Annotated in this window: 17 protein-coding genes; 6 read left to right on the top strand and 11 right to left on the bottom strand. The window is 68.7% G+C overall.

The features are described from left to right. Window positions 1-34: 34 nt before the first annotated feature. Genes WAF18_RS15630 through WAF18_RS15620 form a run of 3 tightly spaced genes read left to right on the top strand, consistent with a single transcriptional unit; the run spans window position 35 to window position 9937 of the window. Window positions 35-4777, top strand: a complete 4743-nt coding sequence (locus WAF18_RS15630) for an isopeptide-forming domain-containing fimbrial protein (RefSeq protein WP_337245920.1) — start codon at window positions 35-37, stop codon at window positions 4775-4777. Window positions 4778-4791: 14 nt separating this feature from the next. Then, window positions 4792-8466 carry a hypothetical protein gene (locus tag WAF18_RS15625; RefSeq protein WP_337245919.1) on the top strand — a complete coding sequence of 1225 codons (3675 nt, stop codon included), beginning with the start codon at window positions 4792-4794 and terminating at the stop codon, window positions 8464-8466. Window positions 8467-8494: 28 nt separating this feature from the next. Then, window positions 8495-9937 (top strand): hypothetical protein, encoded by a 1443-nt coding sequence (locus WAF18_RS15620; RefSeq protein ID WP_337245918.1) that lies wholly within the window; start codon window positions 8495-8497, stop codon window positions 9935-9937. 79 nt (window positions 9938-10016) lie between these two features. Here WAF18_RS15620 and recQ read toward each other — a convergent pair whose 3' ends face one another. Then, window positions 10017-11879, bottom strand: coding sequence for a DNA helicase RecQ (recQ, locus tag WAF18_RS15615; protein WP_337245917.1), 1863 nt, complete (start codon window positions 11877-11879; stop codon window positions 10017-10019). Between the two features lie 79 nt (window positions 11880-11958). On the opposite strand from recQ, the gene WAF18_RS15610 reads away from it, so the two are divergent. After that, the gene (locus WAF18_RS15610; protein WP_337245916.1) at window positions 11959-13377 is read left to right on the top strand and encodes a dicarboxylate/amino acid:cation symporter; all 1419 of its coding nucleotides are present in this window, start codon (window positions 11959-11961) and stop codon (window positions 13375-13377) included. 100 nt (window positions 13378-13477) lie between these two features. Continuing rightward, window positions 13478-15466, top strand: coding sequence for a transketolase (gene tkt, locus WAF18_RS15605; RefSeq protein WP_337245915.1), 1989 nt, complete (start codon window positions 13478-13480; stop codon window positions 15464-15466). Between the two features lie 106 nt (window positions 15467-15572). Here tkt and WAF18_RS15600 read toward each other — a convergent pair whose 3' ends face one another. From WAF18_RS15600 to WAF18_RS15575, 6 genes are all read right to left on the bottom strand, one after another. Further along, window positions 15573-15863 carry a HigA family addiction module antitoxin gene (locus tag WAF18_RS15600; protein ID WP_337245914.1) on the bottom strand — a complete coding sequence of 97 codons (291 nt, stop codon included), beginning with the start codon at window positions 15861-15863 and terminating at the stop codon, window positions 15573-15575. A gap of 11 nt (window positions 15864-15874) precedes the next feature. After that, entirely contained in the window at window positions 15875-16156 is a 282-nt protein-coding gene (locus WAF18_RS15595) for a type II toxin-antitoxin system RelE/ParE family toxin (protein ID WP_337245913.1), read from the bottom strand. Window positions 16157-16274: 118 nt separating this feature from the next. Further along, entirely contained in the window at window positions 16275-16595 is a 321-nt protein-coding gene (locus WAF18_RS15590) for a BolA family protein (RefSeq protein WP_337245912.1), read from the bottom strand. A gap of 192 nt (window positions 16596-16787) precedes the next feature. Beyond that, window positions 16788-18764, bottom strand: a complete 1977-nt coding sequence (locus WAF18_RS15585) for an acetyl-CoA hydrolase/transferase C-terminal domain-containing protein (protein ID WP_337245911.1) — start codon at window positions 18762-18764, stop codon at window positions 16788-16790. A 163-nt stretch (window positions 18765-18927) separates the two neighbouring features. Then, window positions 18928-19917: a cation transporter gene (locus WAF18_RS15580; protein WP_337245910.1), complete on the bottom strand. Its 990-nt coding sequence runs from the start codon at window positions 19915-19917 to the stop codon at window positions 18928-18930. Further along, a complete protein-coding gene (locus WAF18_RS15575) occupies window positions 19914-20375 on the bottom strand; it encodes a transporter substrate-binding domain-containing protein (protein ID WP_337245909.1) in 462 nt (153 codons plus the stop codon). Before WAF18_RS15575 ends, WAF18_RS15580 begins: the two co-directional genes overlap by 4 nt. 217 nt (window positions 20376-20592) lie before the next feature. Between WAF18_RS15575 and fhuE the strand changes: the two genes are divergently transcribed. Next, the gene (gene fhuE, locus WAF18_RS15570) at window positions 20593-22788 is read left to right on the top strand and encodes a ferric-rhodotorulic acid/ferric-coprogen receptor FhuE (protein ID WP_337245908.1); all 2196 of its coding nucleotides are present in this window, start codon (window positions 20593-20595) and stop codon (window positions 22786-22788) included. Window positions 22789-22860: 72 nt separating this feature from the next. Here the strand turns inward: fhuE and WAF18_RS15565 are convergent, their stop codons facing one another. From WAF18_RS15565 to modB, 4 genes are read right to left on the bottom strand one after another with little or no spacing between them, the layout of a single operon-like run. After that, window positions 22861-23418: a flavin reductase family protein gene (locus WAF18_RS15565; protein WP_337245907.1), complete on the bottom strand. Its 558-nt coding sequence runs from the start codon at window positions 23416-23418 to the stop codon at window positions 22861-22863. 24 nt (window positions 23419-23442) lie between these two features. Beyond that, the gene (locus WAF18_RS15560) at window positions 23443-24936 is read right to left on the bottom strand and encodes a nitrilase-related carbon-nitrogen hydrolase (RefSeq protein ID WP_337245906.1); all 1494 of its coding nucleotides are present in this window, start codon (window positions 24934-24936) and stop codon (window positions 23443-23445) included. A gap of 55 nt (window positions 24937-24991) precedes the next feature. Beyond that, the gene (gene modC / locus WAF18_RS15555) at window positions 24992-25657 is read right to left on the bottom strand and encodes a molybdenum ABC transporter ATP-binding protein (RefSeq protein ID WP_337245905.1); all 666 of its coding nucleotides are present in this window, start codon (window positions 25655-25657) and stop codon (window positions 24992-24994) included. Continuing rightward, complete coding sequence (gene modB, locus WAF18_RS15550) at window positions 25654-26361, bottom strand: molybdate ABC transporter permease subunit (protein ID WP_337245904.1); 708 nt, start codon at window positions 26359-26361, stop codon at window positions 25654-25656. Before modB ends, modC begins: the two co-directional genes overlap by 4 nt. Window positions 26362-26369: the final 8 nt, after the last annotated feature.

Genomic DNA, 26369 nt, shown 5'->3' with positions numbered 1-26369 from the left:
GACCGAACATCCGGTCGTCGCCACGTCGATCACGGTGCGCAAGAGTTCGAACCCGGCCTCGGGCAGCGAGGTGTCGCCCGGCGACACGCTGACCTACACGCTGACCGCGACGGTCGCGAACTCGGCGACGACCGAAGTGCTGACGCTGGCCGACACGCTCGGCGCTGGCCTGACCTTCGGTGCGGTCACTGACGCGGGTGCGTTCGCCTGCACGGGCGCACTGACCTGCACGCTGCCGGCCGGCACCTTGCCGGGCAACTACACGCTGACCTATACGGCCACCGTGGACGCCGCGGCAACGGGGCGCGTTGGCAACGTGGTCGTGGCCAGCACCCCGCCGGGCGGTAATGACCGGGAACCGATCTGCACGACGTGTGAGACCGAGCATCCGATTGTCGCCACGTCGATCACGGTGACGAAGAGCTCGAACCCGGCCTCCGGCAGCGAGGTGTCGCCTGGCGACACGTTGACCTACACGTTGACGGCGACGATCGCCAACTCGGCCACAACCGAAGTCCTGACGCTGAGCGATACGCTCGGCGCGGGCCTGACCTTTGGTGCCGTCACCGACGCGGGTGCGTTCGCCTGCACCGGCGCACTGACCTGCACGCTGCCTGCCGGCACTTTGCCTGGCAGCTACACGCTGACGTACACGGCCACGGTTGATGCTGCGGCAACGGGCAGCGTTGGCAACGTCGTTCTGGCCAGTATGCCTTCGGAGGGCGGTGATCCGGAGCTCGTCTGCACGACGTGCGAGACCGAGCATCCGATCGTTGCGACGGCGATCACGGTGACGAAGAGCTCGAACCCGGCGTCGGGCAGCGAGGTGTCGCCTGGCGACACGCTGACCTACACGCTGACCGCGACTGTTGCGAATTCGGCGACGACCGAAGTGCTGACGCTCTCTGACACGCTGGGCGCAGGCCTGACGTTCGGAACTGTCACCGACGCGGGCGCGTTCGCGTGCACTGGTGCGCTGACCTGCGCACTGCCGGCCGGCACCTTGCCGGGCAGCTACACGCTGACTTACACCGCGACCGTCAATGCGGACGCGACCGGCAGTGTGGGCAATGTCGTGACGGCGAGCACGCCGCCGGGTGGCAATGATCCCGAGCCGGTGTGCACCACCTGCGAAACCGAGCATCCGGTCGTTGCGACCTCGATCACGGTAAGCAAGAGCTCGAACCCGGCCTCGGGTAGCGAAGTGTCGCCTGGCGACACGCTGACCTACACGCTGAACGTGACGGTCGCGAACTCGGCGACGACCGAGATGCTGACGCTCGCCGATACGCTCGGCGCAGGTCTGACCTTTGGTGCAGTGACCGATGCGGGTGCATTTGCCTGCACCGGTGCGCTGACCTGCACGCTGCCGGCGGGCACCTTGCCGGGCAGCTACACGCTGACCTACACCGCGACCGTCAATGCGGATGCGACCGGTAGCGTGGGCAATGTCGTGATTGCGACCAACCCGCCTGGCAGGAACGATCCGCCGCCGGTGTGCACGACCTGCGAGACCGAGCATCCGGTCGTCGCGACGTCGATCACGGTGAGCAAGAGCTCGAACCCGGCCTCGGGCAGCGAGGTGTTGCCTGGCGACACGCTGACCTACACGCTGACGGCGACCATTGCGAACTCGGCCACGACTGAAGTGCTGACGCTCGCCGATACGCTGGGCGCAGGTCTGACCTTTGGTGCAGTGACCGATGCAGGTGCATTTGCCTGCACCGGTGCGCTGAGCTGCACCTTGCCTGCTGGCACCTTGCCGGGCAGCTACACGCTGACCTACACCGCGACCGTCAATGCGGATGCGACGGACAGCGTGGGCAACGTCGTGACCGCGAGCACGCCGCCTGGCGGCAATGACCCCGAGCCGGTCTGCACGAGCTGCGAGACCGAGCATCCGGTCGTTGCGACGGCGATCACCGTGGTCAAGAGCTCGAACCCGGCATCGGGCAGCGAGGTGTCGCCTGGCGACACACTGACCTACACGTTGACCGCGACGATCGCGAACTCGGCGACGACCGAAGTGCTGACGCTGGCCGACACGCTCGGCGCTGGCCTGACCTTCGGTGCGGTCACTGACGCGGGCGCGTTCGCCTGCACCGGCGCACTGACCTGCACGCTGCCGGCTGGCACCTTGCCGGGCAGCTACACGCTGACCTACACCGCAACCGTCAATGCGGATGCGACCGGCACCCTGAGCAACGTCGTCGTGGCGAGCACCCCGCCGGGCGGCAACGATCCGGAACCGGTGTGCACCACCTGCCAGACCGAGCATGAGGTTGAGCAGCCAACGATCGAGGTCACCAAGACTTCCGAGCCAGGGAACGGTGCGGAAGTGCGCGCAGGCGATGTGCTCGTCTACACGCTGACCGCGGTCGTCGCCAATTCGGCCACGCTCGACACGCTCACGCTGACCGATACGCTCGGCGCAGGCCTGAGCTTCGGCGAAGTGACCGATGCCGGTGCGTTCACGTGCACGGGCGCGCTGACCTGCACCTTGCCGGCCGGCACGCTGCCGGGCCGCTATGCGCTGACGTACACGGCCACCGTGGACAGCACTGCGACCGGAACGGTCGGCAACGTCGTGACCGCCAACGGCGGCACCGGCGAGAACGGTCCTCCCCCGGTGTGCGGCGCATGCAGCACCGAACATCCGCTGGCAGCGCCGCGCGTGCGCATCGCCAAGCACGCCACGCCCGGCGAGGCGCAGGAAGTGCAGGTTGGCGACGTCATCGAGTACACGCTGACCGTGGACGTTGCGAATTCGGCCACGCTTGCGGATGTGCGGTTGTCCGACACCCCCGGGCAGGGCCTGGCGGTGGGCGCGTTGCCTGCGGGCTGCCTTGCCGAAGGTGGCAACGTGGTCTGCATGCTGCCCGCCGGCAGCGTGCCGGGCACCTACACCTTCGTCTATCCGGCCACGGTGACCGCCGACGCGATCGGCGCGGTGGAGAACCTGGTGCTGGGTGGCTATGTGGGCGAAGGCGGTGGTCCGGAGCCCGAGTGCACCACCTGCCAGACCCGCCATGAGGTGTCCGACAAGGCGCAGTTGCGGATCAGCAAGGCCGTCGGCAGCCGGACTGTGAAGATCGGCGACCTGGTGCGCTACACCCTGACGGTGGAGAACGTGGGCACGGTGAATGTGACCGACGGCATCGTCGTGGACACGCCGCCTGCGGGCTTCAGCTACGTCGAAGGCTCGATGGCGGTCGCCGATCGCGATGGCGCTTTCACCCTGACCGGCCAGCACCCGCTGCGTATCGGCGGCATCGATATCGCCGTCGGCGAGCGCGCCACCGTGGTGTATCTGCTGCGTGTGGGCGCAGGTGTGCGACAGGGCGTGCACGTCAATGAAGCGGTTGCGGTCGATGCGACCGGAACGCCGGTGTCCAACGTGGCGACCGCCCAGGTGTCGTTGGAGACAGACCCCTTGCTCGACGACAGCCTGGTCTTCGGCACCGTGTTCGACGATCGCGACGGTGACGGTTGGCAGGACCGCGCGGATCTGTCCGAGGTGCGGGTGCAGGGCGGCTTCGCGTCCGATCTGTACGTTGCCGGGTCGACGACGATCGACCGCGGCAATGGCCCGCAGCCGCTTGCCGATGCCAGCGCGCCGCTGCTCCATGGCATCGAGATCGGTGCGATCTCCGCGCGGCAGTCGGTGGGGGATCCGGCCGAGGCCCATCGCGTGATCATCCGCCAGCGTCTGACCGCGCCCGATTTCACCGACGACTTCGTTCTGGTCAGTGGGCAGGGCGTCACGGTGCGGATGGCGGCCGACGGGTCGACCCGGACAGAGCGCGACGGTGAGGCGGCGAAGGGGCTCAATGCTGCCGAGCCCGTGGTGACGCGCCGCGTGTCGGCGGTCGAGGACGGATACGAAGTGGCCTACATCGTCGAGAACCACGGCATCGACGAGCGCGGTATTCCTGGCGTGCGGATCGCGTCGGTGGAGGGGCTGCTGATCGAGACGGATCAGTACGGCCGCTATCACCTCGCCGATGTGCAGGGCGGCGACTGGCGCCATGGTCGCAACTTCATCCTGAAGGTCGATCCGGCCACATTGCCGCCGGGCACGGTGTTCACCACCGCCAACCCGCTGGTGCGGCGTGTCACGCCCGGCTTGCCGGTCCGGTTCGATTTCGGCGTGCGTCTGCCGGTCGAGCAACTGCCGGGCGGCGAGCAGCGGATCGATCTGGAGCTGGGCGAAGTCATCTTCGCGCCGGGCAGCGCGGAGGTCGGCGCGATGTGGTTGCCGGCGATCAAGCGCATGGCCGAGCAGGTCGAACACTACCGCGGTGGCGATGTCTCCATCGTCGCCGAGGGCGGCGACGAAGCCTTGGCGTTCGCCCGTGCGGCGGCGGTGCGCGATGCCCTGCAGGCGCGGATCGGGCCGGAAGCGCAGGCGGGTCTGTCGGTTGCGCTGCGCACCGTGGTGGACGACCAGCACGCGCTGGTCGCCGGTGTCGATGCCCGGGGCGCGTTGCTGGGGACCGTGCTGTTCGATACCGATCGCGCCGAGATCCGGCCCGAGTTCGGTGCGCTGCTCGACGAGGTCGCTCGGCGTTTGGACGCGCTCGGCGGCGGCGTGGTGGTGCTCGTCGGTCACACCGACGTGCGCGGATCGCACGCCTACAACACCGCATTGGGGCTGCGCCGTGCGACTGCGGTGCAACAGGCGCTGGCGGCGCGGTTGAGTGCACAGACCAGGCAGAAGGTCCGCGTGGAATCCAGCGCCGATCCGACGGCGCCTGTCGATGAAGAGCGCAAGTGAGGAATCGCCGGATCATGAAGATGAAACTGCTCGATACCGCCTTGATCGGCATCCTGGCGGGTATGAGTTCCGCCGTGCTGGGGCAGCCCCGGCCGGCGGAGCCCGCAACCGATCCGACGATGGACTGCGGCGACGGGACCTGCACCACCGAGGCCGGCGACCTGGTGTTCCGAGTGCGCACACGCAGCTTCGACCAGCCGGTGAGCGTCGGCACCGACGCGCGCTCGTCGTCCGAGGCGCTGCAGCCTGACCGTCGGGTCTCCGTCGCTCTGGACGAACCTGGCCGCGCGACTGTGCGTGGCGCCTTCTCCGCCCAGCTGCCTGGTGGCGGCGTGGTGTGGGCGACCGAGGATCCCAGCCTGGGGGCGCCCGAGCTGACGGTCTCGGCACCGGCGATGGTGGCCTTCGATGCCGGGCGCATCGTCGAGCCGGTCAAGTTCTTCGTCCGCAGTAACTATGTCTCGTTCGTCGAGCGATACGAGTTGACGCTCTATCGCGGCAACGATGCCGATCTGGTGGAACCGGTCGCCCGCTTCGGGCTGCCGGTCGAAGCGGTCTCGCAAAGCGAGTGGGATGGCGCGTTGCCGGCAGGTCTGTCGCTCCGAACCGGAGACGAACTGGTCTACGTCCTGCGCGCCTACGACGCGGCGGGCAACTTCGACGAAACCTCGCCTCGAAAGTTGCAACTGGTGCGCCCCGACGAGGCCGAGCGCGGCATCCAGCGCTTACGCGATGGGGTCGAGCGCTCGCTCGGCACTGCGCTGGGGATCGAGCAGGCGCGCAACCAGGCCTTGATCGACGACGTGTTCGCCGACAACGGACTGCGCCAGCAGAACATCCCGATCTACGGGTCGCGGGTGCGTGTGCAGGGCCGCAACCTGCCCGCCGGCTACGGCCTGCGCATCAACGGCGAGAACTATCCCGTCGATCTGGAGCGCAAGTTCGTCGCCGAGTACCTGATGCCGATCGGCCACCATCGCTTCGAGATCAGCCTTGAATCGTCGAAGGGCGAGGCGCTGCTGCAACGGGCGCTGGAGCTCGACGTCAGCGGTCGCTACTTCTTCGGCGTCGGCCTGGCCGACGTCACGGTGTATCAGAACAAGGCCAGCGGTCCCGTGCGCTCGCTGGCCATGGCCGGCCGCGAGGACGACATCCTCAGCGACGGCCGCCTGGCCTTCTATATGAAGGCGAAGGCCCAGGGCAAGTACCTGATCACCGCGCAGGCCGACACCCAGAACCGCCCGCTGGAAGATCTGTTCGACGGCTTCACATCCGCCGATCCGCAGGACGTCTTCCGTCGTCTCGACCCGGATCTGTACTACCCGACCTATGGCGACGACTCGAGCGTCTGGCGCGATGTCGACACCATGGGCCGCTTCTACCTGCGCGCCGAGTGGGACAAGAACGAGGCGCTGTGGGGCAACTTCAGCACCGGCCTGACGGGCACCGAGTACGGCCAGTATGTGCGCTCGCTCTACGGTGCGGCGCTGAACTGGCGGTCGCGCGGTGCCAATGCCTGGGGCGATCCGGTGACCCAGTTGCGGACGTTCGCGTCCGAAGCGCAGACCGCGCCCGGCCACAGCGAGTTCATCGGCACCGGCGGCAGCCTGTACTACCTGCGCCACACCGACGTGCTGCCCGGGTCCGACCAGGTGGTGCTGGAAGTGCGCGACCGGACCACCGGCCGCGTCGAGCAGCGGGTGGTGCTGCTGCGCGGCGCTGACTACGAGATCGACGAACTTCAGGGCCGCATCCTGCTGACCCGTGCGCTGGCCCAGATCACGCGGCAGAACATGCCCACGCTGACGCGCGATACGCCGCTCGATGGCCTCGAGCAGAGACTGATCGTGGATTACGAGTGGGTGCCCAACGATTTCAACGCCGACGAGATCGCCGCCGGCGTGCGCGGCAAGCACTGGTTCGGCGATCACCTCGGTATCGGCCTGACCTACGTCGACGAGAATCGTGCCGGCGAGGACTACTCGCTGATGTCGGCCGACGTCACGCTGCAGGCCGGTAAGGGCACCTACCTCAAGCTCGAGCACAGCCGGACCGAATCGACCAGCGCGCCGGTGTTCTTCTCCGAGAATGGCGGCCTGAGCTTCAGCCGGCTCAATCCCGGCGGGGCCCGGGAGGGCGAGGCGACTGCGGTGGAGGCCCGCGCGAACTTCCAGGAGCTCGGTTGGAGCGAGCAGCCGTGGAGTGCGGGCGCGTGGTGGCGCCAGGTCGACGCGGGCTATTCGATCTCGCGCTTCGATACCGGCGCACAGATCGAGGAGTACGGAGCCGAGGTGTTGGGCCAGTTCGGTGCCAATGTGGGCGTCTATGCCCGCTTCAGCCGAGCCGAGCGCAACGCCGATAGCCTCACCCAGGCCCAGGCCAACGCCGAGTGGCGGATCGGCGAGGCCGATGCGCTCGCGTTCGAGTTGCGTCGGGTCGAGGAGACGCGTGCGTTCTTCGACGCCGCCGGCCTGCTCGGTGCGCTGCGCTACACCCGCCGTTTCGGCACTGCGCTGGATGTCTACGGCACCGCGCAGCTGACCCTGGACGACGACAGCGGCCGCTACGCGGACAACGATGCGTTCACGCTGGGCGGGCGCTACAACTTCGCCAATCTCTCCACCGTGGGGACGGAACTGACCACGGGCGATCGCGGCGATGCCGCGCGTGTGGACGCTGAGTATCGGCTGTCGCCGCAGCACAGCTTCTACGGTGCGTATACGTATTCGACCGACCGCAGCGACTACGATCCGCTGTTCAACCCCAATGCGCAGAACGGCTGGACGCTCGGCCAGCGCTGGCGCCTATCCAACCAGGTCAACCTCTTCAACGAAAGCCAGTTCCTCAAGAACCGGCGCGAGAGCGGCTTGGCCCATACCTACGGCATGGATTTCTTCCCGGCCTACGGCTGGAACCTCGGATTCACCTTGAGCGATGGCGACCTGACCAACAGCGACGGCGGCCAGGTCGACCGACGTGCGGTGAGCCTGAGCGGCGGGCGGACCTCCGGCGACACCAGTTGGCAGAGCAAGCTGGAGTGGCGTGAGGACACCGGTGCCGAGCGCGTCACGCAGTGGGTCACCACCCATCGCCTGACCCACAAGCTCAACGAGAGTTGGCGCATTGCCGCACGCTTCAACTACGCCGACACCCAGGACGATCTGAACCCGTTGGGCAGCGCCAAGTTCATCGAGAGCAATCTCGGCTTTGCCTACCGCCCGTGGAACAGCACGCGCTGGGGCCTGTTCGGTCACTACACCTATCTCTACGACCTGGCGACGCTGGGCCAGCTCGGCGGCGCGCAGTACGATCAGCGGACGCAGGTGCTGTCGCTGGAGGGCGTGTATCGGCTCGATCATCACTGGGAGTTCGCCGGCAAGCTGGCGCGGCGCGAGGGCGACGTGCGCTTCGGTCGCAGTACCGGCGCCTGGTTCGATTCGGCCACCACGTTCGCCGCGGGGCAGGTCCGTTATGAACTGATCCAGCGCTGGCACGCGATGGCAGAGTACCGCTGGCTCGACGTCAAGGACGGCGGCAGGCGCAAGGGCTGGATGGCCGGTCTCGATCGCGACATCGGTCGGAACTTCCGCATCGGCGCCGGCTACAACTTCACCGACTTCACCGACGACCTCACCGATTTCGATTACGACCATCGGGGCTGGTTCGTCAACTTCGTGGGCAGCTACTAAAGAGACGCAGCGCAGGCTGACCGCACCGATGAGCAAAGGTTCGACTATGAAAGATCGCCACTCCATTGTTTCCGCGCCGCGCCGCGGCTCGCTGCTGGGCGCCGCCCTGGCGGCGGCGATCGCCGCGTTCGCCATGCCGCAAGCCTTCGCTCAGGTGGGGGTGAATTCGGTGCAGCGCAGCTTCATCAATCTGAGCTTCGAAGAGCCGAACCTGCAGACTGTGGGCTGCCGTGTGTACATCGGTGAGCAGTTCGTGCCGGGCTGGACGACGAGCCATGGTCTGTGGGCGCAAGAGAACGTCGGCAACTGTGTACCGCCGGCCGGTTTCGTCCCAGGACAGCAGGCGCGCATCCTCGAACTGTGGCGCGCCCCGCGAGCCAACGGCGGGCAGACGGTGTACGCCCGCAGTGGCTCGCAGCTGGCCGAGCTCAACGCCGAGCAACTGTCGCGCATCTCGCAGAACGTCTGCCTGGTCCCCGGTGATGTGGTGCGCTGGCAGTTCAGTCATCGTGGACGCAGCAGCCCCGACATACCGGACCGGATGGCGTTCCTGCTCGGCACCGCACCGATCGTGGAGGTGGGCACCACCAACAACGGCAGCGGCGGCATCAACTCCGTATCCCAGGGCACCGCGACGTCCGTACTCGGGCCCAACGGGTGGCGCGACTACAACGGCAGGTTTCCCTACAACGGCACGGGAGGCGTCACCAACATCGGCTTCGAAGCATTGTCTGGCGCGGCGACGACCGGCAACTTCCTCGACGACATCCAGGTCTACCTCAAGCCCTTCATCGAGCTGACGGGCACCGGGTTCCAGACCGTGGAGGGCACCAGCGCCGGCCTGCCGGAGCTGCGGGTCGTCGGCACGCTCGACGAAGACCTCAACATCCTGGTCTCGGTCACGGGCGGCACCGCCGTGCTGGGGACGGACTTCACCACGCCCAGCGGTACCAACACGTTCAGCGTCTTCATCCCAGCCGGCACTTACGAGGGCAACGTCGCGCAGCCGCTCGGCCTCACCGCGCTGGGCAATGCCATCATCGACGGCAACCGGACCGTGCAACTGACCCTGCAGCCGAGCCCGAACGACTATCTGCTCAGTTCCACCCAGTCGTGTGGTGCCGCCGCGATCGCCCAGGCCACATGGACGCTGATCGACGACGACCTGGATCTGTCGATCGAGAAGACCGCCTCGGCGACGAATGTGCCGGTGGGCGGGGACGTCGCCTTCACACTGACGGTGGCCCACCTGGCGGGCGTGGACGGCAGCGGTGCGGTGATTCGCGATCCCGCCGTGGCGGGCCTGGACTGCAGCGCGGCCGTCGTGTCGTGCAGTGCGAGCGGTGGCGCCGTTTGTCCGGCATCGCCGACGATCGGGGCGTTACAGAACGCGGGCTTGGTCGTGCCGACGCTGCCGGTGGGCGGACAGCTCGAGCTCGGCTTCAGTTGCGTCGCGACCGCGGCCCCGTGACGTGTGAGATCGGGCGGCGTCGCCATGGGCGCGCCGCATCGGGGCCGCCGGATGCGTGGCGGCCCCAGGCTCGGTTCCCTCAGCCGGCCTCGTGCACGGTTTCAAGGACGGCGTCGCCGTAGCGCTCGAGCTTGCCGGCGCCGACCCCGCCGATGCCGCCGAGCTGGCCCAGCGTCAGCGGCCGCTGGCGCGCGATCTCGCGCAGCGTGACGTCGTGGAAGATCACGTAGGCCGGCACGTTCTGCTCGCGCGCGAGGGTTGAACGCAGCGCGCGCAGCGCCTCGTACAGCGGGCGGTCGACGGGCGCCAGTTCGATGTCGGCCGTCGCCACTGCACGCGCCGTACGTCCGCGCTCGCGGGCGGCGGTGGGTTTGCGCAGCATCACCCGCTCCTCGCCCTTGAGCACGGCGCGGCTGGCCTCGGTCAGGCGCAGGCCGCCGTAGCCTTCGGCATCGACCTCGAGCAGGCCGTGGGCGACGAGTTGACGCAGCACCGCCTTCCAGGCGCGGGCGTCGAGATCGCTGCCCACGCCGTAGGTACTGAGTTGCGCGTGGCCGAACTGGCGGATGCGCTCGTTATCGCTGCCGCGCAGGATGTCGACGATGTGCGCGGCGCCGAAGCGCTGGCCGCTGCGGTACACGCAGCTGAGCGCCTTCTGCGCGGCGACGGTTGCATCCCAGGCGGCCGGCGGATCGAGGCAGTTGTCGCAGTTGCCGCAGGCCCGGCCTTCGCCGCTGCCGGCGTAGTCCTCGCCGAAGTTCGCCAGCAGCACCTGGCGCCGGCAGCGCATGGTCTCGCAATAGCCGACCAGCGCATCGAGCTTGCGATGTTCCAGGCGCTTGCGCTCCTCGCCGGCATCGGACTGCTCGATCATCTGCCGCAGCAGCACCAGATCGCCCAGGCCGTAGCACATCCAGGCTTCGGCGGGCTCGCCGTCGCGCCCGGCACGACCGGTCTCCTGGTAGTAGCCCTCGATCGACTTGGGCAGGTCGATATGCGCGACGAAGCGCACGTCGGGCTTGTCGATGCCCATGCCGAAGGCGATCGTCGCCACGACCACCACGCCCTCGCTGCGCAGGAAGCGGCGCTGATTGGCTGCGCGCAGCGACGCATCCATGCCGGCGTGGTAGGGCACCGCGTCGATGCCGTGGCCGGCCAGGTACTCGGCGGTCTCCTCGACCTTGCGCCGCGACAGGCAGTAGACGATGCCGGCCTGGCCGCGATGGGCCTGCAGGAAGTCGAGCAACTGGCGCTTGGCGTTGTCCTTCTGGACGACGGTGTAACGGATATTCGGGCGGTCGAACGAACTGACGAACCGGCGCGCGTCCTCGAGTTGCAGGCGCTCGGCGATCTCGCGCTGGGTCGGCGGATCGGCCGTCGCGGTCAGCGCGATCCGCGGCACCTGCGGCCAGCGCTCGTGCAGGATCGTCAGCTCGCGGTACTCGCGCCTGAAATCATGCCCCCACTGCGAGACGCAATGCGCCTCGTCGATCGCGAACAGCGCCAGCGGGGCGCGGTCGAGCAGCGACAGGAAGCGTGGGGTGAGCAGGCGCTCGGGTGCGACGTAGAGCAGGTCGAGCTCGCCGGCCAGCAGTTCGCGCTCCACCCGCTGCGCGGTCTCGGCGTCGAGCGTGGAGTTGAGGTAGGCCGCGCGCACGCCCGACTGCAGCAGCGCATCGACCTGGTCCTGCATCAACGCGATCAGCGGCGAGACGACGATGCCCACGCCGTCGCGCAGCAGCGCGGGGACCTGGTAGCACATCGACTTGCCGCCGCCGGTGGGCATCAGCACCAGGGCATCATGACCGGCGGCGACGTGTTCGACGATCGCCGCCTGCTCGCCGCGGAATGCGGCGTGGCCGAACACGCGCTGGAGCACGCCGAGCGCGTCGTGGGCCGGCGTGCGCGCGGGGGGCGCGCCGGAGTCGGGGAGCGGGAGCATGCGCCTAGGATACCGGCTCGCAGGCCGGGGGCCATCGAGACGCTTTGCTAAGCTCTCTTGTTTTGCACGGGACGGGCGGATGACCTCATCGAACGGGCGCGGCATGGCGCTGCACACCAAGATGCTGATCGGCTTCGCAATCGGTGCCATCGCCGGACTGTCGATCAACCTGTTGAGCAGTTACGCGGTCGCCAACGAGTTGTGGCTGGTGACGGGGGGCAACGGCCAGGCCATCCCGGCATTCCAGCCGTGGGTCGAGGGGCTGATCGTCAATCTCACCGAGCCCGTCGGCCAGCTGTTCCTGCGGCTGTTGTTCATGCTGGTCGTGCCGCTGGTGTTCTCGGCACTGATCCTGGGCGTGGTCGAGATCGGCGATCCGCGCGCGTTGGGGCGCCTGGGTGGGAAGACCTTGATATGGGTGTTTGGCACCACCTGCATCGCGGTGCTGATCGGCCTGGCGATGACCCATCTGCTGCAGCCGGGAGCCGGGATCGACCGGGCTCTGCTGGAGGCCGCGCTCTCCGATTCGTCGGCTGCCGGGGTCGTGTCAGGCGACCATAAGCCGGTCGGCGTGATCGAGATGCTGCTCAATATGGTGCCGCGAAATCCAGTCGCGGCCGCGGCCAACACCGACCTGATCGCGGTGATGTGCTTCTCGTTGCTGTTCGGCATCGCGGCCGCCGTGGTCGATTCCCCGGGCACACGCAGCTTCGTATCGGCGGTCCAGGGCGTGTACGACATCAGCCTGAAGCTGATCGATTGGGTGATCCGCCTGGCGCCCTATGCCGTCGCGGCCCTGCTGTTCACGCTGACCGCACGGATGGGGCTGGGCCTGATGGTGCAGTTGGGGTGGTTCGTGCTGACCGCTGCGCTGGCCCTCGGACTGCACTTCTTTGGCGTGTACGGATTGCTGATCGCGTTGCTGGCCCGACGCTCCCCGCTTGGCGTGCTCCGGGGCGCGCAGCCGGCGCTGCTGACCGCATTCTCGACCTCGTCGAGTGCGGCGACGCTGCCCACGTCGCTCAAGACCGCCGAAGAGAACCTCGGCGTGCCGCGACGGGTAGCACGCTTCGTGTGTACGCTCGGCGCCACGGTCAACGCGAATGGCACCGCGCTCTACGAGGGCGTGACTGTGCTGTTTTTGGCCCAGTTGTTCGGCGTGGAGCTGACCCTGGTGCAGCAGTTGATGATCCTGGTGATGTGCATCATGGGCGGCATCGGCGCGGCCAGTGTGCCGGGCGGTTCGCTGCCGGTGATCGCGAGCATCCTGGTGACGTTCGGCATCCCGGCCGAAGGCATCGCACTGATCCTGGGCGTGGACCGGTTCCTGGACATGTGTCGGACCACGGTGAACATCGGCGGCGACATGGTGGCCTCGGTCGTGATCGGGCGCAGCGAGGCCGCGCACGACCACGACGATCTCGAGGCCGGCACCGACGGCCAACTGCATGTGCACCACGTGCACGGCGACGGCGAGGCGCCGCAGCGGCCGGGCTGAGCCCCGGTCGACAGCCGGCCGCGGCGCGGTCTGCGCGCGGGCCGGCAGCGGAGCGGCGGGCGTGGGACAATGGGCGCTTCCGTCCGCCGCTCCCGAGCCCATGACCACGCCGACCCGTCGCGAACTCGCCAACGCCATCCGCTTCCTTGCCATCGACGCGGTCGATGCCGCCAAGTCGGGCCACCCCGGCATGCCGATGGGCATGGCCGACATCGCCGAGGTGCTGTGGAACGACCACCTCAGCCACAACCCGGGCAATCCGGACTGGATCGACCGTGACCGCTTCGTGCTGTCCAACGGCCACGGCTCGATGCTGCAGTACGCGTTGCTGCACCTGTCGGGCTACGACCTGCCGATCGAGGAGCTGAAGAACTTCCGTCAGCTACACAGCCGCACCGCCGGGCATCCGGAGCGCTACGAGACGCCGGGTGTGGAGACGACCACCGGGCCGCTGGGGCAGGGCTTCGCCAATGCGGTCGGCTTCGCGCTGGCCGAACGGCTGCTCGCCCAGCAGTTCAACCGCGACGGCTTCGCCATCGTCGACCACCGCACCTGGGTGTTCCTGGGCGACGGCTGCCTGATGGAAGGCATCTCGCACGAGGCCGCATCGCTGGCCGGCACCCTCGGCCTGGGCAAGCTGGTCGCCTTCTGGGACGACAACCGTATCTCGATCGATGGCAACACCGCCGGCTGGTTCACCGACGACACCCCGGCGCGCTTCGAGGCCTACGGCTGGCGCGTGATCCGTGACGTCGACGGCCACGACGCCGAGTCGATCTCGCGCGCGATCGGCGAAGCCGTCGCGCAGGACGACCGGCCGGTGCTGGTGTGCTGCCGCACGACGATCGGCTTCGGCTCGCCGAACCGCGGCGGCAAGGAGTCCTCGCACGGCGCGCCTCTGGGCAAGGAAGAGTCCGACGCCACGCGCGCCGCGCTCGGCTGGACCCATGGCCCGTTCGAGATCCCCGAGGCGATCCGCGACGCCTGGCGCGCGAATGCGGCCGGTCAGGCCCGCGAAGAGGCCTGGAACCGCCGCTTCGAGGCCTACCAGGCCGCGCATCCCGAACTGGCGGCCGAGTTGCTGCGCCGGACGCGCGGCGAGCTGCCGGCCGACTTTGCCGAGGCTGCGGACGCGTTCGTCGCCAAGCTGCAGGCCGACGGCCCGACGATCGCCTCGCGCAAGGCCTCGCAGATGACGATCGAGGCGTTCGCGCCGCTGCTGCCCGAGCTCGTCGGCGGTTCGGCCGACCTTGCGCACTCGAACCTGACCCTGTGGAAGGGCTGCAAGACCGCGGCCAGCCACGATGCCGATGCGAACTACGTCTACTACGGCGTGCGCGAGTTCGGCATGAGCGCGATCGCCAACGGTCTGGCGCTGCATGGCGGCTTCGTGCCGTTCGACGCGACCTTCCTGGTGTTCAGCGACTACGCCCGCAACGCGGTGCGCATGAGCGCGCTGATCCCGGCGCACGCGATCCATGTCTACACCCACGATTCGATCGGCCTGGGCGAGGACGGCCCGACGCACCAGCCGGTCGAGCATCTGGCGAGCCTGCGCTACATCCCCAATAACGATGTCTGGCGTCCCTGCGACGCGGTCGAATCGGCGGTGGCCTGGAAGTCGGCGGTGCTGCGCAGCGACGGCCCCAGCTGCCTGGTGTTCTCGCGCCAGAACCTGCCGCACCAGGCGCGCGATGCGGCGCAGGTCGCCGACATCGCACGGGGCGGCTACGTGCTCAAGGATGCCGTTGGCACGCCGGAGCTGATCCTGATCGCGACGGGCTCGGAGGTCGGGCTGGCGATGGAGGCCGCCACGCAGCTCGGCGATGGCGTGCGCGTGGTGTCGATGCCCTCGACCGATGTGTTCGAGCGCCAGGACGCGGCCTACCGTGAATCGGTGCTGCCCAATGCGGTGCGCCGCCGTGTCGCGATCGAGGCCGGCGTCACCGGCTTCTGGCGGGCGTACGTCGGCCTTGACGGCGCGGTCATCGGCATCGATCGCTTCGGCGCCTCGGCCCCGGCCGACAAGCTCTATCCCTACTTCGGCATCACCGTCGAGAAGATCGTCGAGGCGGCCAAGGCGCTCTGATCGCCGCAGCCACCCCGACACCCGAAGGCCCGCGCAAGTGGGCCTTCTGCTGCGGGCGTCGGGAACCTGCCAGTCGGCCCCAGGGCGGGCGCCGGTGCACCGGCGTCTATGCGGCGATGCGCTCGATCTTGCGCAGTCCGGCGCCAAGCGCGCGCCGTGCCTGCTCCAGATCGTAATCGGCCTGCAGGCCCAGCCAGAAACGTTCGCTGGTGCCAAATGCGGCAGCCAAGCGGATGGCGGTATCGGCGGTAATACCGCGTTTGCCCAGCACGATCTCGTTGATGCGGCGCGGCGGGACGCCCATCGTGCGGGCGAGTGCGTTCTGGCTGATGTCCATGGGAAGCAGGAATTCCTCCAGGAGCACTTCGCCGGGATGGATGTTGGGAAGGATGCTCATGTTCTCGTCCGTCAGTGGTAGTCGACGATCTCCACCTCGTGCGCATCGCCGTCCTTCCATCGGAAGCATATGCGCCATTGGTCGTTGATCCGGATGCTGTACTGTCCTTTCCGCTCGCCCTGCAACGGCTCCAGCCGATTCGCTGGTGGGACCCGGAGATCTTCCAGTGTCGCCGCGTTGTTGAGCATACGGAGCTTGCGCCGCGCGACCGACTGGATGTCGGGCGGCAGACGTCGGGATTTCGTACCGCTCCAGAGCTTTTCGGCTTCCTTGTCGATGAAGCTTCTGATCATGCGGCGACTATGACGGATCCCGTCATGGCTGGCAAGCCTCGGTGGACGGGAGTCGGGCCGGATTCATGTCGCTCAGCTGAGCGCCTGGTGGCGATCGGCGATGCGTGCGCGGCGAAGGTCAGGACACCACGGCCCGGTCGTGCTTGCTGCCGCCGCGGCAGGTCGGCGAATCGGGCACATGTCCCTCGGCGGCCCATTCGTCCGGGGTGAAGGTGTGCAGCGCCAGTGCGTGGATACGTTGCATCTGCTCGCCCAGCGTGCGGTAGACGAGCTGGTGGCGCTGGATCGCGCGCTTGCCCGTGAATGCCTCGCTGACGATCACCGCCTTGTAGTGCGTTTCGAGCCCGCGGCTGTGCATATGGCTCTCGTCGTGCACTTCCAGGTGGCTCGGCTGCAGGGCGGCGAGGGCATCGCGCAGGTGGTCGGCTCGCGTGGTCATGGCATCGGCAGGGCAGGGGGGCAAGCATCATGATGGTGGCGATGCCCGGCATTGCAATCCTTGGGCGTACGCGCGGGGCATCATGCCTTTGCCGAGCGTGGCCGAAAGCGGCGGGCAATCGGCGTGCGTGGTGCCGGACGGCTGCACGCCAGCGTGGCCTCCTTCCGATGTAGGGAGGCTGGTCGGAGCCGGTCAGCCACCCGGTGAGGAGGCCGCGCTGTCGGCCGCCGCCGCCCTGCGCAGCCCCAGGGCCAGCAGACGCGCGAGCAGGCGTTCCTGCAGCCCGCGGGGCGCGTCGAGTGCCATGCGTTGCAGCGCGGCGGTGTCGCCGGTGCGGCCCTCGCGTAGCGCCGCGAGCACGGTGCGCAGCTTGCCCGCGCGGGTCGCGGAGGCCGATTTGAGCCAAGCCAAGGCGGGCAACAGGCGCTGTTCGACGGCGTCGAAGTCGCTGCCCAGCGGGTAGGCCGGCAGGGTGCCATCGCGGCGCAGCGGTGCCAGGGCGTCGCGCAGATGTGCGGCAGTGTTGCGGCCCCATGCCGAAGGCTGGACAAAACGCGGATCGAGCTTGCCGGCCGCGCGGGCGCGTTCGAGCAGAGCGGGCTGGTGGTCGGCATCGGCCACGCGCGCCATGGCCCGTACGCAGTCCTCGTCGGTCGCGCCACGCACGTCGGCGATGCCGTACTCGGTGATGTAGAGGTCGCGCAGGTGTCGCGGGATCGTCGTGTGCCCGTACTGCCAGCGGATGTTCGATTCGTGTCGGCCACCGGCCTCGCGCGTGGCGCGCAACAACAGCGCCGAGCGTGCGTCGGGCAGGGCGTGCGCCATCGCGACGAAGTTGTACTGTCCGCCCACCCCCGAGACGACGCGGCCGTCGTCGAGCGCATCGGACACCGCGGCGCCGAGCGCGGTCGCCATCATGCAGCTGTTGAAGAAGCGCGCATCGCGGCGTTGCAGGCGCTCGAGCCCTTCGTCGAGCCCGTAGAGCTCGTTGACCTCGCCCACCCGCTTCATGCCGATGCCGCGCCGGGTGTCCTCGTCGAGCCCGCGCAGCCAGGCGTAGAAATCAGGCGAGCCGAGGTAGAAGGCGCCGTGCAGAAACTCGCCGTCGCGCTCGATCAGTTCCCGGTCCAGGGCGCTGGCGGTGCCGTCGTTGGCCCGCCGCATCAATGCGGCCTTGTCGACCACCTTGCGGCGGATCACGCCGACCTCGACCAGGCGCTTGAACCCCTCGTTGATCATCTCGCTGCAGCCGTACAGGCCGGTCTCGAACGGATCGAGTCCGCCGCAGGCCACGACGGTCGGATGCGTGATCAGGTCGGGATCGAGTGCGTGCAGCACTCGGCGGTAGGCGGCGTTGTCGATGTGGCGCAACGCCAGCGCGTGGCACAGCGCGTCGGCCAGCGCGCCGATGCCGATTTGCAGCGTGCCGCCGTCGCGGACCAGCGCGCTGGCGTAGAACCCGATCGCGTAGTCGGCATCGGAGACCGGCTGCCGCGGCAGGCCGAACAGGCGCGGGTAAGGGGGCGGTGGCGTCACGACGAGGTCGAAGAATCCGGCGTCGACCGCGGCGGTGCCGCCGAGCCACGGCAGTTCGGGATCGATCTCGGCCACCAGCAGCGGCCGCGGGTGCCCGGCTTGGACCAGGGCGTCGATGGTGTCGAAAGTCAGATCGGTGTTCGACGACAGCGACAGCCGGCTGCCGTCCTCGTTGGCCGCGACCTTCTGCACCAGCACGTTGACGCCGCGGTCGACGAGCGCGCGGGCGACATGGGTGTAGTTGAGGCTGGCGTACCGGCGCTGGGCCTGGGTGGAGCCCAGCATCGCGCCGGACTGCATGTAGAACTCCTCGACGCTGATGTGCGGCGGCAGCGCGTCGCGGCGTAGCGCCTGCACGTAGTCGAGCCGGACGAAGTCCTCGCCGAAGTGACGCTGCGCGAAGGGACCGAGGAAGCGCCCCTGCAGGTCGGCGCCGCCCGACGGCGGATCGAGTGACAGGGCGGTGTACAGGGTCAGCGGGCGCGACGGGTCCGCCACCGCAGCGGCGTACAGGGCGTTGAGCAGGCGGTGCGGCTTGCCGATGCCCAGCGGGGCGCCGATGTGCAGCGGGCCATCGACATGGGCGCGGATGCGGGCGACGGCGGCGTCGAGATCGTGGAGATGGGACGTCATGCCGGCAAGCCTACCGGACGCGCGGGTGGACGCGCAGCGCGGGGTGCCTCGCGATTACGCGTCCGAAAACCGGGACTGAGTGCTTGGTTCCTTCATCCAGCGTGATGGGCTAAGGGATGGCGCTCGAAATGGCACTCTGACCCCGGTTTTGGGGGTGGGGCCATCAGACGGACGGCGTGCGCGGCGGCTGCGCGGCAGTCGCAGTGACGTCGTCGATCCGCCAGTGGACGGCGCGGGCGGTGTCGCGCACTGCTTGCGCCATCGCCGTATCGAGGGTGCCATCCTCGGTCTCCACGAACACCACACCCGACAGCCGCAGGCCTTCCTCGTGGAAGCGCACGCGGCAGGCGCGCACGCCGTCGAGTGCGCAGACCGCTTCGCCGATCCGCGCGGGCAGCGGATCGTCGTCGCTGCGGTCGGCGTGCTGCGGACGGGCGTCGTGCATGTCGCGCACAGCGTTACGCAGGTTGCGCACGCCATCGCGCAGCACTTCAACGGCGATGAAGATGGCAGCTGCGGCGTCCGCCCACCACAGGCCGAAGCCGATGCCGAGCACGCCGGCGATGCCCGCGAGCGCGGTCATCCAGTCGGCCTTGTTCATGTCGGCGTCGGTGTAGAGCGGCTTGGACGACAGCGCGAGCGCGACCTTGAGCTTCATGCGGCCCAGGATCACCGGCGGGATCGCCGAGACCGCGAGCGCGGCGATCATCAGCCAGCCCTGCCAGACCACGGTGTCGCCGACGAGCACGGTCCCGACGACCGGATGCGCCCGCGTGACCAGCACATGCAGGCCGTCGAGCACCAGCAGGGCGCCCATGCCGGTCAACGCGACCGAGGACGCGAGGAAGGTGATGTCGAACGCGCGTTCGCGGCCATTGATGTAGGTGCGATCGACGCCGCGGGCGCGAAAGCGCAGCGCGATCAGGAACGCGGCTGGCGGCAACAGGCTCAGCAGGTCCTCGGCCAGCGCGGTCTGCATCGCTTTCGAGCCGCCCATCGCGACGTACATCATCACTGACACCGCGCCAAGCAGACCGAGGGACCACCAGCACAGGCGGGCGGCGCGCTGGAGCTCGCGCTGCTGCGCCGGTCCGAGCGGGTCGGGCGCGCGTTCGACGGGCGGCGGGTGGGGACGGTTGGCGCCGGCGCTCATCGCAGTGTCCGTTCGCGGGCGTGGAGATAGCGGTCGACCGACAGCTGCCAGGCGTTCTCGGCGGGCGGCAATGCGAGTCGGCGTCGGGCGAAGCCGCCCTCTGGGCCGCGCAGCACGAACGCGCGCGACCAGCCGACATTCGTCCAAGGCGAGTCCTCGTCATGTCCGCCGGCGACCAGATGCAAACGATTGTCGAGCAGGGCGGTCATCAGTTGGTCGTGCCCGCCCTCGACCCACTCGATCGTGTAGCCGTGTTCCTGCGCGAAGGCCTGGACAAGTTCGACTTCGGTCCCGCTCGGCGCCTGGCCGGCCCGCACTTCGACGAATGGCGGGTCGTGACTGACGCCGACGCGCATGGTCTGGCGCGCACGCTCGGTGCTGCCCTCGGTATCGCGCGGATAGCCATCGCAGGCGGTCAGCGACAAGAGCAGCAGGGCGAGCCAGAGACGGATGAACATGGGCGGCGTTATCGGCCAGCCGATGTGCAGGCACCGTCGTGGACACGCCGTCCAGAACCGGGGTCAGAGTGCAATTTCGAGCGAAGGGCATCGGAAGTTGCACTCTGACCCCGGTTTTGGGTGGCGGGATTGAGTGAGAATCGTTAGCATTCTCGTATTGGCGCGATGCGGGTGTGTCGCGCGGCCCCTCTCTCCGCCACCACCAGAAGATCCCCCCATGCGCCGTCGTTCCCTGCGTCTTGCCTCTGTCCGGCGGGCACCGCTCGCCTGTGCGACCCTGGTCGCGCTGTCCTCCCTGGGGTTCGCGCCAGGCGCAATCGCCGATGACGCCGCGGACCGGGTCACCACGCTCGATGGCCTGCAGGTCAAGGGCGAGCGCGCCGAGGGCTATTCGGTCCGCCGGACGTCCGCCGGCACCCGCTTCGATCTGACCGCGCGCGAGATTCCGCAGTCGGTCAGCATCATCAGCCACGAGCGCATTGCCGACCAGAATCTCGACGACATCATCGACGTGCTGGCCAACACGACCGGCGTCAGCAGCACGCAGTCCGACAGCGAGCGCACCGAGTTCTATGCGCGCGGGTTCTACATCGACAGCTACCAGTTCGACGGGCTGCCGACGCAGATGGTGCAGAACTGGAGCTACGGCGACTCGGGGCTCGACCTGGCGCTGTACGACCGCGTCGAGATCGTGCGCGGGGCGACCGGCCTGCTCAGCGGCGCGGGCAATCCGTCGGCCTCGGTCAACCTGGTCCGCAAGCATGCCGACAGCGCCGAACTGACCGGCACCGTGTCGCTCAACATCGGCGAGTGGGGCCGCAACCGCACGACTGTCGACGTGACCACGCCGCTCAACGCCAGCGGCACCGTGCGCGCCCGTGCGATCGGCAGCTATCTCGAGACCGATTCCCAGATGGAGCGCTACAGCCAGCGCAAGCAGTTGGGCTATGTGGTGATCGATGCCGACCTCACGCCCGACACGCAGCTCAGCGTGGGCTACGACTACCAGCACAAGCGCGCCAACGGGGCGACCTGGGGCGGCTTCCCGATGGTGTTCTCCGACGGCAGCTCGACCAACTACCCGGTCACGTTCAATCCTTCGCCCGACTGGACCTACTGGGACACCACGAGCAAGCGTGCATTCGCGACGCTGCAGCACGCTTTCGCCAATGGCTGGAAGTTCAAGATCGGCGCGACCCACGACAAGACCGACGCCGACGACAAGCTGTTCTACCCGGCCTACAACGACTGGGCGACGGGTGCGTCGAACTTCGACCCTGTCACCGGTACGGGCGTCTCGCCATCGGCGGGCTTCTACAACACCCACCGCAAGGTCGACGGCGTCGATGGCTACGTGGACGGGCCGTTCCAGGCGTTCGGACGCGAACACCAGTTCATGGCCGGCGTGAGCTACAACCAGCGTGAGTACGCCAACTACGGCGATTACCAGGTCGGCGGCAAGGACGCGTTCGGCAACAGCCTGCCGTGGGACCCGTTCGACAGCTATCTTGGCTGGACCGGCGATATCTCCCAGCCTGACTGGGTCGCGGTGCTGCCGTTGCAGAGCCAGGGCACGATCACCCAGAAGGCCGGTTACGCGGCGACGCGTCTGTGGTTGGCCGATCCGCTCAAGCTCATCGTCGGTGCGCGCTACACCGAATGGGAGAGCGAAGGCGAGGGCGCCGATCGCAAGCACGACGCGGTCACGCCGTACGCCGGCCTGGTGTTCGACATCGACGACACCTGGTCGACATACGCCAGCTACACCGAGATCTTCCAGCCGCAGGTCGCGCGCGACATCAACAACCGCTATCTCGACCCGGTCGACGGCAAGAGCTACGAGGTCGGCGTCAAGGGTGCCTGGTTCGACAATCGCCTCAACGCCTCGCTCGCGGTATTCCGCATCGAGCAGGACAACGTGGCGCAGTCGACCAATGTGCCGATTCCCGGTGGATCGGCAGGAGAGACTGCATCGGTCGCTGCACGCGGCACGGTCAGCCGCGGCTTCGAGTTCGAGCTCAACGGCGAGCTGGCGCCGGGCTGGAATGCGACCTTCGGTGCCTCGCGTTACGTGGCCCAGGACGCCGACGGCGTGGACATCAACACCCGCCTGCCGCAGTCCACGATCAAGGCGTTCACCAGCTACACCCCGCGCAGCGCGCCGGAACTGACCCTCGGTGGCGGCGTGAACTGGCAGAACGGCATCTACTATCCGGTGCCGGCCTATGGCCGCTTCGAGCAGTCCAGCTATGCACTGGTCAACGCCTTCGTGCGCTATCGCCTGGCGCCGCAGTTCAGCGTGCAGCTCAACGCCAACAATCTGTTGAACAAGCTGTACTCCACGCAGATCAGCGGCTATGGGGCGTATGGCGACAAGCGCAACGGCCAGCTGACCTTCACCTACAGCTTCTAAGGGCCCGCACGCCCGCGCCCAGGGCGGGCCCCGCACCGAACGCCGCGGCGATCGCGGCGTGTCACGGCGGTATCAGTTGTCGAGCATGTCCGGCCGGAACAGCGCGCGCCGTGAGCGCGTCGGGCCGGCGATCATGAAGCGGCCATCGCCGCGATAGTGCACAGTCCGCGGCCACACCGGCCGCGGCGCGACGTGGGCGCGGATCACGCGCCACACGAACAGCGGGTAGTCGGCGCTGATCCGCGTCTCGTGCAGCCGGCACTCGAAGTTGGCATGGCACTCGGCGATCAACGGCGCCCCGACGTCGGTCGCCGCGTGCGCGGTCAGCCCGAAGCGTTCGAACTTGTCGCCCTCGCGGCCGCTGCAGTTGCCGATGCCCACGACGGTGTCGAGCAATGCGTCGGTGGGCAGATTGATGACGCATTCGCGGCTGCGCTTGGCCAGTGCGTGGCTGCGATTGGCCTGCCACAGGTAGGTGCCGACCAGGTCGTAGCCCAGCATCATGTACCAGCCCAGCGTCATGATCCCGCGCTCGCCGCGGTGGGCGGTCGACAGCAGCACGACCGGTCCCGGCTCCAGGTAGCGCCGGGTGTGTTCGACCGGGACCGAGTGCTTGCGTGGACGACGCATCGGCGATGCCTTGTGACGAGGCGCTCAGTGTGCGCGGCGTGCCGTCGGGGAGGCGTGACCGCGGCGCCATGTCGCCAGCACCAGTGCCAGAGTGACGAGCAGGCAGAGCAGTCCGAACAGGTCGCCGACCCGCGCGTAAGGCGTCATGCCGGGCGAGGCACGTGGCAATTCGGCCCGCAGCCGGGCGCCGGGCAGCGGTGCGCTTCGTGCCTCTGCGACGAGCCGGCCCCAGCCGTCGCTGACGCTCATCAGGCCTTCCCGTGCGGGGCGCACGACGGCGTAGCCATTCTCCACCCCGCGCACCAGGGTCATGCGCGCGCCCATCCAGGCGTCGACGTAGTCGAAGTCCCAGGCCGGCACCAGCATCAGTCCGACAGCATCGCGACCGTAGCGGCGGCCGACGCTGGCGAAGTGCATGTCCTTGCAGATCGCAAGGCCGGTCCGCAGGCCGTCGATCTCCTGCACCGCGATCTCGCTGCCGTGGCGGTAGCCCTGGCGGCGTTCGGGCGGCGCCAGCCGCAGCTTCTCGTAGTCCTGGCGCAGCCGCCCCTCGGGGTCGAACAGCCAAGCCTGGTTGCGTGGCGCGCGGCCGTCGTCGATCCCGACGCCCACTTCGAGCCATACGCCGTGCTGGCGGGCGAGTGCGGCGAAGTCGCGCTGCCAGGCGGTTGCAGCCGCCGGTGTCAGGATCGCGGCCTTCTCCGGCAACACGATCAGCTCGGCGCCGTCGTCGGCCAACTGAGCCACCAGGCGGGCGTAGCCCTCGCGGACTTCGGTCGCGACGGCCTCGGGCATGCGCGGCAGTACGAGATCGTCGATCGATGCCAGGCCGATGCGCAGGTGGCCGTTGGCTTCCGGCGCGGCCTGCAGTCGGGCGCTGCCGTAGCCGAACGCGGCGAGTGGCACGACGACGGCCACCGCCAGCGCGAACGCGCGCTGGCGAACAGGCCAGGACGTGGCGAGCAGCAGCGCCAGCCCGGACGCGGGCAAACAGAGGACGAACAACAGGGCCGGCGTGCCGCCCAGTGCGGCTGTCTGCAGCATCGGCAGCCACTCGCTCTGGCTGTAGGCGGCGCCGCCCCACTGGCCGTCGGGGAGCAGCCGGCCCATGGCCAGGTCGATGGCGGCCCAGGCCAGCGGATAGGCCAGTACGGTCCACCAGCGGGCGAAGCGCAGCACGATCCGCCGTGCCAGCATGATCGCCAGCCACCAGCCTGCCGCGAACCCGCACACAGCCAGCGCCGCGAACGGCGTCGGCATCAGCATGCGCAGATAGCTGGCATAGGTCGTGGCCGCGACCAGGGTGGCGGTCAGCACCGCCGCGTGCGCCAACCCGCGTCGCCGCAGCGACAGCGCGAGCCACAGCGTGGGCACGGGGGCGAACCAGATCAGCCAGACGTTGGGCTCGGGCCCGATGGCCGAGCGCAGCAGCAGACCGGCTGCCACGGCGAGCACGAGGACGACGATGGGGCGATGAAGCAGCGACGGCGTGCGCGACTGGACCATGGATGCCGACACGAGATGCGGGAGCGGGAGAATGGCGATCCCGAGCGACGGCACGCAGTGCCGAAGGTCATCGATGTGAGAGCGGTCGGCCCTCGCTGCGCGTCGCCGATGCGACCGGGGCGTCGAGCACATGCACCGTATCCGCCAGCCGCCTGACTTCGTCGGGATGATGACTGACGTAGAGCATCGGCAGCCGGACTTCGTCACGGACGCGCTGCAGCCACGGGATCAACTCCTCCCGGCGTGCCTGATCGAGTGCCGACAGCGGTTCGTCGAACAGCAGCACTGCCGGCTGCGAGAGCAGCGCGCGTCCGATCGCGACGCGCTGCGCTTCACCGCCCGACAGATGTGCAGGCCGGCGCGTGAGCAGGTGGCCGATGCCGAGCAACTCGACCACGTCGTCCAGCGCGACGGTCTGCGGGCCCGTGTGGCGTCCGTAGCCCAGGTTGCGCTGGACGTCCAGATGCGGGAACAACCGGGCGTCCTGGAACACGTAGCCCACGCGTCGCCGATGCACCGGCAGGTCGATCCGGCGTGCGCTGTCGAACAGCACGCGGCCGTCGATCTCGATGCGCCCGGCGTGGGGGCGCACCAGGCCGGCGATGGCATTGAGCACGCTGGTCTTGCCCGCGCCGGAAGGCCCGGTCAGTGCGACCACACGCTGGTCGGCGTCGATGCGCACTGCGCGCGCGAAGTGGCCCAGGCGCAACTGGATGTCGATCGCCAGGCTCATGCGTCGCGGTCTCCGCGCTGGCGGCGGACCAGCCATTCGGAGGCCAGCAGCGCTGCGAGCGAGATCGCGACCGCGACCAGGGCCAGTCGCCAGATGCCGGCTTCGCCACCGGGCACCTGCAGCAGGCCGTAGATCGCCGAGGACATGGTCTGCGTCTCGCCGGGGATGTTGGAGACGAAGGTGATCGTTGCGCCGAACTCGCCCAGCGCCTTGGCGAAGGCGAGCACCGCACCGGCCACCACGCCCGGCCAGGCCAGCGGCAGCGTGATCGTCAGGAACACGCGCCACGGCCCGGCGCCGAGGGTTGCCGCGGCCTGCTCGAGCCGGCGGTCGACGTTCTCGATCGACAAGCGGATCGTGCGCACCATCAGCGGAAAGCCCATCAGCGCGCTGGCCAGCGCAGCGCCGGTCCAGCGGAACGCGACACTGATGCCAAACGTGCGTTCGAGCCACAGCCCGACCGGACCGTTGCCGCCGAGCACCACCAGCAGCGTGTAGCCGACCACGACCGGTGGCAACACCAGCGGCAGGTGCACCAGGGCGTCGAGCAATGCCTTGCCCGGAAAGCGCCGACGCGCCAGCAGCCAGGCGATCGCGATGCCGAGCGGCAGGCTGCCGAGCGCGGCCGCGGTCGCGACCTTGAGGCTGAGCCCGATCGCGACCAGTTCGTCGGGCGAGAAGGCGTACCAGGCGGTGGGCGCCATCGTGCGGC

The organism is Luteimonas sp. gir (assembly GCF_037198055.1).
In the GTDB taxonomy this organism is placed as follows: Bacteria; Pseudomonadota; Gammaproteobacteria; order Xanthomonadales; family Xanthomonadaceae; genus Luteimonas; species Luteimonas citri_A.
The sequence above is the reverse complement of the archived record's forward strand: the minus strand, read 5'-3'. Positions and strand labels throughout refer to the sequence as shown.